Annotated in this window: 12 protein-coding genes; 7 read left to right on the top strand and 5 right to left on the bottom strand. The window is 62.0% G+C overall.

Annotated features, from left to right (window positions below):
• Positions 1–4: 4 nt before the first annotated feature.
• The 6 genes from OE856_RS00580 to OE856_RS00555 all read left to right on the top strand — a co-directional run bounded on the left by OE856_RS00580 (position 5) and on the right by OE856_RS00555 (position 5,352).
• Positions 5–973, top strand: a complete 969-nt coding sequence (locus tag OE856_RS00580) for a type II secretion system F family protein (RefSeq protein WP_263714102.1) — start codon at positions 5–7, stop codon at positions 971–973.
• A 10-nt stretch (positions 974–983) separates the two neighbouring features.
• Positions 984–1,991, top strand: coding sequence for a type II secretion system F family protein (locus tag OE856_RS00575; RefSeq protein WP_263714101.1), 1,008 nt, complete (start codon positions 984–986; stop codon positions 1,989–1,991).
• A 7-nt stretch (positions 1,992–1,998) separates the two neighbouring features.
• Positions 1,999–2,562 (top strand): tetratricopeptide repeat protein, encoded by a 564-nt coding sequence (locus OE856_RS00570; RefSeq protein ID WP_263714100.1) that lies wholly within the window; start codon positions 1,999–2,001, stop codon positions 2,560–2,562.
• A gap of 27 nt (positions 2,563–2,589) precedes the next feature.
• Complete coding sequence (locus OE856_RS00565; RefSeq protein ID WP_263714099.1) at positions 2,590–3,450, top strand: tetratricopeptide repeat protein; 861 nt, start codon at positions 2,590–2,592, stop codon at positions 3,448–3,450.
• A gap of 15 nt (positions 3,451–3,465) precedes the next feature.
• Positions 3,466–3,951: a prepilin peptidase gene (locus tag OE856_RS00560; RefSeq protein WP_263714098.1), complete on the top strand. Its 486-nt coding sequence runs from the start codon at positions 3,466–3,468 to the stop codon at positions 3,949–3,951.
• 90 nt (positions 3,952–4,041) lie between these two features.
• Positions 4,042–5,352, top strand: coding sequence for an ATPase (locus OE856_RS00555; protein WP_263714097.1), 1,311 nt, complete (start codon positions 4,042–4,044; stop codon positions 5,350–5,352).
• A gap of 60 nt (positions 5,353–5,412) precedes the next feature.
• On the opposite strand, the gene OE856_RS00550 is transcribed toward OE856_RS00555, so the two are convergent.
• Positions 5,413–6,186, bottom strand: coding sequence for a LytTR family DNA-binding domain-containing protein (locus tag OE856_RS00550; protein ID WP_263714096.1), 774 nt, complete (start codon positions 6,184–6,186; stop codon positions 5,413–5,415).
• Positions 6,187–6,296: 110 nt separating this feature from the next.
• Between OE856_RS00550 and OE856_RS00545 the strand changes: the two genes are divergently transcribed.
• Entirely contained in the window at positions 6,297–6,737 is a 441-nt protein-coding gene (locus OE856_RS00545; RefSeq protein WP_263714095.1) for a PaaI family thioesterase, read from the top strand.
• A 6-nt stretch (positions 6,738–6,743) separates the two neighbouring features.
• Here OE856_RS00545 and folD read toward each other — a convergent pair whose 3' ends face one another.
• The 4 genes from folD to ftsH all read right to left on the bottom strand — a co-directional run bounded on the left by folD (position 6,744) and on the right by ftsH (position 12,326).
• Complete coding sequence (gene folD, locus OE856_RS00540; protein WP_263714094.1) at positions 6,744–7,649, bottom strand: bifunctional methylenetetrahydrofolate dehydrogenase/methenyltetrahydrofolate cyclohydrolase FolD; 906 nt, start codon at positions 7,647–7,649, stop codon at positions 6,744–6,746.
• A gap of 98 nt (positions 7,650–7,747) precedes the next feature.
• Positions 7,748–9,421 carry a formate--tetrahydrofolate ligase gene (locus OE856_RS00535; protein ID WP_263714093.1) on the bottom strand — a complete coding sequence of 558 codons (1,674 nt, stop codon included), beginning with the start codon at positions 9,419–9,421 and terminating at the stop codon, positions 7,748–7,750.
• Positions 9,422–9,528: 107 nt separating this feature from the next.
• Positions 9,529–10,305: a methyltransferase domain-containing protein gene (locus OE856_RS00530; RefSeq protein ID WP_263714092.1), complete on the bottom strand. Its 777-nt coding sequence runs from the start codon at positions 10,303–10,305 to the stop codon at positions 9,529–9,531.
• Between the two features lie 107 nt (positions 10,306–10,412).
• The gene (ftsH, locus tag OE856_RS00525) at positions 10,413–12,326 is read right to left on the bottom strand and encodes an ATP-dependent zinc metalloprotease FtsH (RefSeq protein ID WP_263714091.1); all 1,914 of its coding nucleotides are present in this window, start codon (positions 12,324–12,326) and stop codon (positions 10,413–10,415) included.
• Positions 12,327–12,364 lie beyond the last annotated feature (38 nt).

Here is a 12,364-nt window from a genome sequence, read left to right as displayed (position 1 = left end):
AGACATGGAACTGAGCGCCGAACCAATCATCTATCTTCTGATCTTCCTGGGCGTGCTGGCCCTGGTCGAGGGCCTGTATCTGACGGTTTTCGGCAAGTCGATCAGCCTGAACAGCCGCGTCAACCGCCGCCTGGACATGCTGGAAAAAGGCGCCGCACGCGAAGAGGTTCTGGAACAGCTGCGCAAGGAAATGTCGCAGCACATGAATGCCAAGGGCATTCCGCTCTACTCGCTTTTGGCCGACAAGGCGCAAAAGGCCAACATCGCCTTCAGCCCCAAACAGCTGATCATGGTGATGATCCTGCTGACGGCCATTGCCTTTATGGGCATGACCGTGGGCACACAGGCCAGCGCACCCGTGCGCACGCTGGTGGCCGTGGCCATGGGCGTGGGCGGCGTGTTCTTTTGGGTGTCGAACAAGGCGCGCAAGCGTCTGGCGCTGATCGAAGAGCAACTGCCCGAGGCGATCGAACTGATGGTGCGCTCGCTGCGCGTGGGGCACCCGTTCTCGTCGGCCGTGGCCATCGTCGCCAAAGAGGTGGCCGACCCGCTGGGTTCGGAATTCGGCATGATCTCGGACGAGGCCGCCTATGGCCGCGATATTTCCGACAGCCTGAAAGACCTGGCCGAACGCATGGACATGCAGGATTTGCGCTTTCTGGCCGTGGCCGTGACCATCCAACAGCAATCGGGTGGTAACCTGGCCGAGATCCTCGAAGGCCTGGCCCGTGTGATCCGTGCCCGGTTCAAGCTGTTCCGCCGCGTCAAGGCGATCACCGCTGAATCGAAATGGTCGGGCAACTTCCTGTCGGCCTTCCCGGTGATCGTGGTGATCGGCCTGAGCATCCTGAAACCCGACTATTACGACGAGGTCAAAGAGACCTCGCTGTTCATCCCGCTGGCCCTGGCCGTGGGGGTCTGTCTGGCGATCAACTTCATTTTCATGAAGATCATGGTCAACATCAAAGTCTGAGGCATTTGTCATGAGCATTATGCAACCCCTGAACGATGCCCTCACCGCCCGTTTCGGCGAACTGGGGCCGCTTTATGCGATGGGCCTGCTGGGCGTGGCCTTCATCGCGGTGACCCTGCCGATCTTTCTGCGCAAACGCGTCGATCCGCTGGACCGCCTCAAGGGCGAGGCACGCACCAAGCAAAAGGTCGCCAAACCCACCAAGGGCGAGAAGAACGAGAGAACCCTGCGCCAGAAATCGAAATCGGCGCAGAAGCTGGACAAATACGCCAACTTCCTTGAACCCAAGGACGAAGAGGAAATGTCGGCCGCCCGCCTGCGGCTGATGCGTGCCGGCTATCGCTCGAAATCGGCGGTTCGGGCCTTTCACTTTGCCCAGTTCGCGCTTGGCATCGGCTTCCTCATGCTGGGCGTGCTTTATGCCATTTTGACCTCGATTTCCAAGGGCGGCATGGAAACCCAGGCCATGATCCTGTCGATCCTGATCCCGGGCGGCGTGGGTTACTACCTGCCCAAATACTGGGTCGAACGCCGCCTGCAGTCGCGCCAAGAGGAAATCGTCAACGGCTTTCCCGACAGTCTCGACATGATGCTGGTCTGCGTCGAGGCCGGCCAGTCGCTGGATCAGGCCATCGTCCGCGTGGCCCGCGAAATGCGCGCCGGCTTCCCGGCCCTGGCCGAGGAATATGAAATGGTCAGCCATGAGATGAAGGCCGGTAAGGACAAGGTGCAGGTGCTGAAAGACATGGGCGAACGCTGCGGCGTGAACGACGTGTCGGCCTTTGTGACCGTGCTGGTGCAATCGGCCACCTTCGGCACCTCGATCGCCGAGTCGCTGCGCGTCTACGCCGCCGAGATGCGTGACAAACGCGTCATGCGTGCCGAGGAAAAGGCCAACAAACTGCCGACAAAGCTGACTTTGGGCACGATGCTGTTCACGGTGCCGCCATTGCTTGTTATTCTGATCGGACCTGCGGTTTACCGTGTGGCCCAGATGGGCGACATGATGTCACGATAAGGCTTTTATGCTGATACGTTTTACGGCCCCGGCCCTGTTTGTCTTACTGGCCGCCTGTCAATCGACGGGCGGCCTTGATCCCATTTACGAGGGTCTTGAACCGCCCCCCGGCACCCCCGCCGTTGACGAGGCCGTCGATGGCCTGATCGTGGGGCATCGCCTGATGGCGGCGGGCGAATACGAGCTGGCCCTGCGCGCCTATCTGCGCGCGGGCAGCGACCAGGGGCTGACGGCGGATGTGCTGTCGGCGCTGGGGTCGGCCAACCTGCGACTGGGCCGCCTTGGCCAGGCCGAGGCCCTGCTGCGCCGCGCCATCGAAAAGGACGAGAAATTCGTGCCCGCCTGGAACAATCTGGGCGCCGCCCTGATGGAACAGGGCAAGACCGGCGAGGCTCGTCGCGTCTTCGAAGTGGCCTTTGCGCTGGATAGTGGCAATTCGGACCAAATCCGTGACAATCTGCGCTTAGCTATCGCTAAAACCGAAATTTCTGCCTATGATGACGGCAATAAAGATAATTTCGAGTTGGTGCGGAGGGGCGACGGGCGATACCTTCTTCTCTCGACACCGTGAGGACAGAGCAGCAAGTAGGACGCAAAAATGCGCCATCTTACCCTTATTTCCCTGTGCGTCGGCACCGCGCTGACGGTTGCGGGCTGTGCCACCAAGCAAAGCCAGGAAGACGTCGAGCGCGCGATCCAGGACGTGATCGCCTCGGACGAAAACAGCATGAACGAGCTGATGCTGGCGGTCGCCGACCCGTCCGAAGCTGTCGCCTATTTCAGAAGCGCCCATGCCAGCCAGCCGGAACGCATTGATTTTCAACGTGGTTTGGGCCGCGCTTTGGTCCGCGCCAAGCAATACACCGAGGCCTCCGCGACCTGGGGCCGCGTCATCGAACACCCCGAGGCCACCAATGACGACCGCGTCGAATATGCCGATGCGCTGATCCGCGCCGGCAACTGGGACAAGGCCGAAACGGTTCTCGACAACACCCCGCCCACCTACGAGACCTACCGGCGTTATCGCCTCGAGGCGATGGTGGCTGACGCCAACAAGGAATGGAAAAAGGCCGACAGTTTCTATGAAATCGCCATCGGTCTGACCACGAAACCCTCGGGCGTTCTGAACAACTGGGGTTATTCGAAACTTAGCCGCGGCGACTACAAAGAGGCCGAGCGCCTGTTCATCGAGGCAATCACCTATGATGACACGCTGTTCACCGCCAAGAACAACCTGATCCTGGCCCGCGGCGCGCAGCGCAACTATCAGATGCCGGTGATCGAGGTCAGCCAGACCGAGCGGGCGCAACTGCTCTATACGATGGCGCTGACCGCGATCAAGCAAGGCGATGTGGCGATCGGCCAGGGCCTGCTGGAAGACGCGATCGACACCCATCCGCAGCATTTCGAAGCGGCAGCACGCGCGCTGAAAGCGCTTGAATCCAATATCGGCAACTAACCAAACGGGCCTGACATGAGCACCACAATCTCCACCGCCATGTGGTTCCTTCCCTTTGTTACCCCGATCGCGCTTTGGGTTGCCTGGAGCGACATGAAAACCATGCTGATCCCCAACAAGGCCGTGCTGGCCCTGTTCGTGGTCTTTGCCGTGGTCGGCCTGATCGCCCTGCCCTTTGACGCCTATCTGTGGCGCTATGCCCACCTGGTTGTCGTGCTGATCGTGGGCTTTATCTTGAACATGATCGGTGCGATCGGCGCCGGTGATGCCAAGTTCGCGGCCGTCATGGCCCCCTTCATCGCAATCGCAGATCTACCTGATTTCGCTACGCTTTTCGCCGTTGTCCTGGTGGCGACCTTCCTGCTGCACCGCGTCGCGCGGCGCGTCCCCGCCCTGCGCAACACCGCGCCCGGCTGGGAGTCGTGGGAGCGCAAGGATTTCCCCATGGGCCTGGCGCTAGGGGTGTCGCTGTTCCTGCATCTTGCCCTGCCACTGATCTGAGGCGCCGCAAACTCCTCCGTTAGGCGCCAAAAATTTGCCATACCGGCACGGTATCACGATCCGGAACAAAAACCGGATTGAGGCACCGTCATGAATATGCAGGTCAACAACGTCATCGCGCCCCCGGCCCCGCGCACCATCGAAGAGATGCGCCTGCCGATCGTGATGATGCGTGACATCGTTCTGAAAACCATCTTTCGCAAGAACGTCGAAAACGTCTCGGCCATCGCCCGGGCGATCTGCCTGCCCATTCCGGTAACGCAGGAACTGATCGACATGGCCCGCGGCCAAAAGCTGATCGAGGCCACCGGCACCCTGCACGCCAACTCTGGCAACGAGATGGGCTATCAGCTGACCGATGCCGGCAAGGCCCGCGCGCTGGATGCGTTGGCGCAGTCCGAATATTACGGCGCCATGCCCGTTCCGATGGAGGTCTACTCGGAACAGGTCAAACGCCAGTCGATCCGCAACATCCAGGTCACCCGCGACCAGCTGACCGGCGCGATGGGGCATCTGATCCTGCCGAACGAGCTGCTCAGCCACCTGGGCCCCGCCGTGTCGGCCGGGCGCTCGATCCTGATGTATGGCCCGCCGGGCAACGGTAAATCGTCGATCTCGAACGGTATCCGCGACGCCCTGGGCGACAAGATCTATATCCCCCGCGCCGTCGAATATGCCGGTCAGGTGATCACCGTCTATGACCCGATCGTCCATACCGCCGCGCAAGAGCAAGAGGATGACCCGACCTCGCTGCGCCGCAGTTCGGGGCGCTATGACACGCGCTATGTGCTGTGCGACCGCCCCACCGTGATCACCGGCGGTGAACTGTCGCTGTCGATGCTGGACCTGGTCTACAACCCCACGGCCCGCACCTATCAGGCGCCGTTGCAGATGAAATCGACCGGTGGCGTGTTCATCGTCGACGACCTTGGCCGCCAGACCGAACCGCCGCAGTCGCTGGTCAACCGCTGGATCGTTCCGCTGGAAGAAAACCGCGATATTCTGGCCCTGCAATCGGGTGAGAAATTCGAGGTGCCGTTCGACACGCTGGTGATCTTCTCGACCAACTTCCACCCGAACGAGATCTTCGACCGCGCCGCGCTGCGCCGGATCTTCTTCAAGATCAAGATCGACGGCCCCTGCCAGGACGATTACCTGAAAATCTTTGCCATGGTCGCGCGCAAGAAAAAGATGCCGCTGGACGAGCGCACGCTGATCTATCTGCTGAAAGAGAAATACCCGACCATCAACAACGAATATGCCAACTATCAGCCGGTCTTCCTGATCGACCAGATGATGTCGATCTGCGAATTCGAGGGCATCCCCTACCAGATGAACCCCGACCTGATCGACCGCGCCTGGGCCAACATGTTCGTCAGCGACGAAGAGATCATCCACTGATCGCAGGCAAAATTTCGCAAAGCGACGACGGGAAATCCCCTGGTTGCTTTGCGCATATACCTATTCAGAGCCGCCAAGCAGGCCGTTCTCCGCGACATTATCGCGGAAATTCCGGCTGACCGGGATCAGGCTGCCATCCTGTAGCTTGAGAAACACCCGACCTTTCTCGAGCAGATGTCCAGAAACTGCATGACGCGACACCCAATGAGACCGGTGAACCTGCATTCCTGCAATACCATCCAGCTCTGCCAAGGCATCCGAGAACCGCATCCGCAGCTTGGATACGCCCTTGTCGGTCTGCACCTCGACCAGGTGCCCCACGGCCGAGCAACGCAGGATCGGCCCCTGCATCTCGGGCTCCAGCCTCTCGATCAGGCGCACGCTTCTGATCTCGGGCGTGGTGGCGCTACTTGCCCGCCAAGGCGCCTCGCGCAGCAGCCAACGCACGGTGCCCACCATGACCGACACATTGAACACGATGAACATCAGCTCTTGCAGCACTGGCGCAGCACTGCGGTTCATGGACAGATAGAACTGGCTGAACCAGTAAAGCGGCCCCGACAGAATCACCGAAACCGCCGCCGCCGTCACCAGTGTGAGTTGCCAGTACGGAAAGCCCTTCATCAGATGTGACAGGGTGATGCGAACGGTCATGCCGATCACAACCGACACACCGACCACGACAAACCAATAGATGAATCGCGGTACCAGCGGCATGTCCGTATAGGTGCCGAAAGGCCCCAGAAACGTGACAATGACGGATAAGACCGCCCATATCAGCCATGGCTTGCGCGAGAAAAACGCCGCCCAAAGCGCCTCTTTCAGTTCAGTCATTCCCGTCCCGGTTCACTCGTTCAGTCGGCCATGCAACCGCAGCCGAAGAAATTACACATCTTTCCCATACATTTATGCCATGGTGGAAACAAAAGGGGAAGGAACTTGAGATGACCGAACAGACGCTGACCCCGTCCACGCGACAACGGATCGAGCAAAGCTTTGCCGCCCAGGGGCTGATGCAAAGCATGTCGGCGCGGCTAGAGAATCTGGCGCCCGGCCACTGCTCTCTGGCGGCGCCGGTGCAGCCCGCATTCAGCCAGCAGCACGGCTTTGCCCATGCCGCCGCGACATTCGCCTTGGGCGACAACGCCTGTGGCTACGCGGCGCTCAGCCTGCTGGACGATCAGCATGATGTGCTGACCAGCGAGATGAAGATTCACCTGCTGGCCCCCGCGCAAGGCGTCGAGCTGGTGTCACGCGGAGAGGTCATCCGCCCGGGCCGCCGGCTGATCATCACCCGCGCCGATGTTCACGCGCGCGACGCCGAAGGCCGCGAAACCCATGTCGCGACCCTTTTGGGCACCATCATTCCGATGCGGCTGAAATAAGCGGTATCAGGCGGTCAGCCCGTCGGGTTCGGGCAGGCCATGCGACCGGCAACAGGCGGTCAGCGTATTGGCCAGCAGGCAGGCGATGGTCATCGGCCCCACCCCGCCCGGCACGGGCGTGATCGCCCCGGCCACCTGCGCGGCGCTGTCGAAATCGACATCACCCACAAGACGGGTCTTGCCAGCACCCTTTTCGGGCGCGTCGATGCGGTTGATGCCCACGTCGATCACCGTCGCGCCCGGCTTGATCCAGTCGCCGTGCACCATCTGCGGGCGCCCCACGGCGGCCACGACGATATCGGCGCGGCGGCAGATCTCTTCAATGTCCTTGGTGCGCGAATGGGCGATCGTAACGGTGCAACTGTCGCGCAGCAGCAGCTGCGCCATCGGCTTGCCCACGATGTTGCTGCGGCCCACCACAACGGCATTCAGCCCCGCCAACGACCCGTGCTGTTCGCGCAGCATCATCAGGCAACCCAACGGCGTGCAAGGCACCATCGCCTTTTGCCCGGTCGCCAGACGGCCCACATTCGAGATATGGAACCCGTCGACATCCTTGGCCGGGTCGATGCGGTTGATCACCAGGTCTTCGTTCAGATGCTTGGGCAGCGGCAGCTGTACCAGGATCCCATGGATCGACGGATCGGCATTCAGCTGATCCAGCAGCGCCAGCAGCTCGGTCTCCGAGGTCTGCTCGGGCAGCTTGTGCTCGACCGACTTCATCCCCACCTCGACCGTCTGCTTGCCCTTCGAGCGCACGTAAACCTCGCTGGCCGGGTCTTCGCCCACCAGCACCACGGCCAGGCCGGGGGTGATGTGATGCACCTCTTTCAGGCGGGCGACATGGGCCGCCACCTTTTCCCGCACATTTGCAGCAAATGCCTTACCGTCGATGATTTGCGCTGATGCCATGCCAAGGCCTCCGATAGTCATGCCCGAGTCGTTGGCGCCCATTAACAGCATCTCGGCCCGAGTTTCCATGCACCAGCCGCCCTTTTCGCCATCACGTGTCAGAAAAGCCCCTCGACCAGCCCGGCGTCGTTCAGCCCGATCGCCTCGGCCGAGGGCACGCGCGGCAGGCCCGGCATGGTCATGATCTCTCCGCAGATCACCACCACGAACCCGGCGCCCGCGCTTAGCCGCACCTCGCGGATCGGCACGGAATGGCCGGTGGGCGCACCGCGCAGGTTGGGATCGGTCGAGAAACTGTACTGGGTCTTGGCCATGCAGATCGGCAGGTTGCCATAACCGGCGGCCTCCCACTCGCGCAGCTGCTTGCGCACCTTCATGTCGGCCAGCACCTCATCGGCGCGATAGATGCGCTTGGCGATGGTTTCGATTTTCTCGAACAGCGGCATGTCGTCAGCATAAAGCGGGGCGAAACTGGCCAGATCGGCATCGGCAATCTGCGCCACCCGCCGGGCCAGGGCCTCGGTCCCGGCACCGCCATCGGCCCAGTGGGTGCACAAGATCGCCTCGGACCCCTTGGTCGTGGCATAGGCCTGCACGGCGGCCAGTTCAGCCTCAGAGTCGCCAGTGAAATGGTTGATCGCCACCACCACCGGCACGCCAAAGGATTTCAGGTTCTCGATATGGCGGCCCAGGTTGGCACAGCCCTTTTGCACGGCCGCCACGTTCTCGGCCCCCAGATCGGCGCGCGCGACGCCGCCGTTCATCTTCAGCGCCCGCACCGTGGCCACCAGCACCGCCACCGACGGCGCCAGCCCGGCCTTGCGGCACTTGATATCCATGAATTTCTCGGCCCCCAGATCGGCACCGAACCCCGCCTCGGTCACCACGTAATCGGCCAGCTTCAGCGCCGTGGTGGTGGCAATGACCGAGTTGCAGCCATGCGCGATATTGGCGAACGGGCCGCCATGCACAAAGGCCGGGGTATGTTCCAGCGTCTGCACCAGGTTGGGCTGCATCGCGTCGCGCAACAGCACCGTCATCGCCCCATCGGCCTTGAGATCGCGGCAGGTGATCGGCTCTCGGTCGCGGGTATAGGCGACGATGATATTGCCCAGCCGATGCTCGAGGTCATCCAGATCGCGCGCCAGGCACAAGATCGCCATGACCTCGGAGGCGACGGTGATGTCGAACCCGGTCTGGCGCGGAAAGCCGTTGGCCACGCCGCCCAGGCTGGTGACGATGTCGCGCAGCGCGCGGTCGTTCATGTCCATCACCCGGCGCCAGGTCACGCGGCGCTCGTCGATACCCAGCGCGTTGCCCCAGTAGATATGGTTGTCGATCATCGCGCTCAGCAGGTTATGCGCGCTGGTGATGGCGTGGAAATCGCCGGTGAAATGCAGGTTCATGTCTTCCATCGGCACGACCTGCGCATAGCCGCCGCCCGCGGCCCCGCCCTTCATCCCGAAACACGGGCCCAGCGAGGCCTCGCGGATACAGACCGCCGCCTTTTTGCCGATACGCGTCAGCCCGTCGCCCAGCCCCACGGTGGTGGTGGTCTTGCCCTCGCCCGCCGGGGTCGGGTTCACCGCCGTCACCAGGATCAGTTTGCCCGGCTTGCGCCCGTTCAGCCCGGCGATGAAATCGGCGCTGATCTTGGCCTTGTCATGGCCATAAGGCAGCAGCGCTTCGGCCGGAATATCCAGCTTTGCGCCGATCTCGGCCATGGGCAACTTGCTCGCCGCGCGGGCGATTTCGATGTCGGTTGCGGTCATTTCGGTTCCCTGTGGTGATGCGGGTTTCATGTCTTTTCCCAACTCTAGTCAGAGTTTCCGACACGACACAGGATCAATTGCGACCCATCACAGGGCGAAATCGCCTCTCAGATGACCAGCGTGAAAAACAGCCTCTGAAACGGGAACAGAACGCTGCCATCGGGTGCTGGCGGGTAGGCGATGCGCAGCGCATCGTCATAGGCCGCGACAAAGCTGGTCAGCTCGGCGCCGGACAGCTTTGCCGCAAAGGGGCGCAGCGCGGTGGACTGGGTGAAATGGCGCACCGGGTGGCCGTCAGGCACGGCATCCAGTGGTTGCAGATATTCTGTCTGCCAAACCGAAACCGCCCCGAGCGGAGCCAGCATCCGGTGATAGATTGCCGGCTCATGCACCGGCGCCTGCCAGTCCGAGAAATCGAACCGGTCGGGAAACAGCAGCGGCGCGATCTCGCGCATCAGGGCATGCGAGGGCTGGCCATACTGCCGCGGCATCTGCACCGCCAGCACCCCACCGGGCACCAGCATGCCCGCCAGCCGCGCGAACAGCCGGTCGTGATCAGGCAGCCAGTGGCACAGCGCGTTGGAATAGATCAGCGCGGTAGGGTCATGCGGCGCCCATAACCCGGCATCGGCTGTGTAAAGCTGATGATAAATCTGGCCAGCCTCTGCCTGTGCCAGCATTTCAGGGGATGTATCGACACCGATCAGCCCCCGGCCCGCAAACCGTAGCGCCAAGTCTGGCGCAACGGCCCCCGCACCACACCCCAAATCGACGATATCGCCTTTTGGCAAATTTGGAATCTGCGCCAACAGATCCAGCGCCGGACGAAGGCGCAGGCCGGCAAATTGGGCATAGGATGACGGGTTCCAGTCGGCTGAATTCATGGCTCGCACCTTTATTGTATACAATTGCATACCGTAAATTGATGCGCCACACAAATGAAAACGGCCGGGGCTGATCCCCGGCCGTCTTGCGTCAGATATCGCGATGATTAGGCCGAGGGCTCCGGCTCGAACCCGCCATCGGGCGAGGCCTTGGGCTTGGTCTTGGGAATGGCCGTCACCGACCCGGCATTCCCGCTGTCGGCGCCATCGTCCCCGCCTTCGGGGCGCGGCGGTTCGCCGGCAATCACGCGGGTGATCTCGGCCCCGGTCAGGGTTTCATACTCCAGCAAACCCTGGGCCAGACGTTCCAGATCATCGTGTTTCTCGGTCAGGATACGGCGCGCGGTCTCATAGCCGGTGTCGATGATTTCCTTGACCTTGTCGTCGATGGTCTTCTGGGTGATGCCCGAATGGTTCGACCCGCCACCATAGCTGCCCAGATACGACTGCTGTTCATTGGCGTAATCGACATAGCCCAACTCTTCGGCAAAGCCGAACTGGGTCACCATGGCCCGCGCAATGCGCGACGCCTGCTGAATGTCGCTGGCCGCACCCGAGGTCACGTTTTCCTTGCCAAAGATCAGCTCTTCGGCCACGCGCCCGCCCATCGCCATGGCGATTTTCGAGGTGTATTTCGTATAGCTCACGCTCAGCTGGTCACGCTCGGGCAGCGACAGAACCAGACCCAGCGCACGACCGCGCGGAATGATCGTCGCCTTGTGGATCGGGTCATGCTGCGGCACGTTCAGGCCGACGATCGCATGGCCCGCCTCGTGATAGGCGGTCAGCTTTTTTTCGTCCTCGGACATGACCATGCTGCGGCGCTCGGCGCCCATCATGACCTTGTCCTTGGCGTTCTCGAAATCTTCCATCGTGACGAACCGGCGACCAACACGCGCCGCCATCAGAGCGGCCTCGTTCACCAGGTTGGCCAGGTCGGCACCCGAGAAACCCGGCGTGCCGCGCGCGATGATGCGCAGATCGACATCAGGCCCCAGCGGCACCTTGCGGGCGTGAACGCCCAAAATCTTCTCGCGGCCCTTGATATCGGGGTTCGGCACCTGCACCTGGCGGTCGAAACGGCCGGGGCGCAGCAGCGCGGGGTCAAGAACGTCGGGGCGGTTGGTCGCGGCCACGATGATGATGCCCTCGTTCGCCTCGAACCCGTCCATTTCCACCAGCAGCTGGTTCAGCGTCTGCTCGCGCTCGTCATTGCCGCCGCCATAGCCAACGCCACGCGACCGGCCCACGGCGTCGATCTCATCGATGAAGACGATACAAGGGGCGTTTTTCTTGGCCTGTTCAAACATGTCGCGCACGCGGCTGGCACCGACACCCACGAACATCTCGACGAAATCCGAACCCGAGATGGTAAAGAACGGCACGCCCGCCTCACCCGCAATGGCGCGGGCCAGCAGCGTCTTACCGGTGCCCGGAGGGCCAACCAGCAGCGCGCCTTTGGGGATCTTGCCGCCCAGACGGCTGAATTTCTGCGGGTTGCGCAGGAATTCGACGATCTCTTCCAGCTCTTCCTTGGCCTCGTCGATGCCGGCCACGTCATCGAACGTCACCCGGCCATGCTTTTCGGTCAGCAGCTTGGCCCGCGATTTGCCAAAGCCCATCGCACCGCCCTTGCCGCCGCCCTGCATGCGGTTCATCAGGAAGATCCAGATACCGATCAGCAGGATGAACGGCAGCAGCGTGCCGATATAGGCCAACAGGCCGTTTTGTTCCTGCGGCTCGGCGGTGACATCGACATTCTTGTCGATCAGCCGGTCGGTCAGGTCCACGCCCTGCGGCACGACGGTCGAATAGGTGGTGCCATCGGTTGCCCGGATCAGCGCCTTTTCGCCATCCAGTTTCACGGCCGTCACCTCGCCCGCCTCGACCCGTTCAAGGAACTGGGTATAGCTCAGCTGTTGCGACGACATGGTCGTCTGACCGCCGCTGAAAAGATTGAACAAGGCCAGGATCAGCAGAAACAGAACGACCCAAAAGGCGATGTTGCGCGCGTTGCCCACGGTAGACTCCTTGAAAACCAGCACTGCCGCCCCAGCGG

It is taken from the genome of Actibacterium sp. XHP0104, assembly GCF_025751515.1.
Lineage (GTDB): Bacteria > Pseudomonadota > Alphaproteobacteria > Rhodobacterales > Rhodobacteraceae > Actibacterium_D.
Note: the sequence above shows the minus strand (reverse complement) of the source record. Positions and strands in the feature narration are given on the sequence as shown.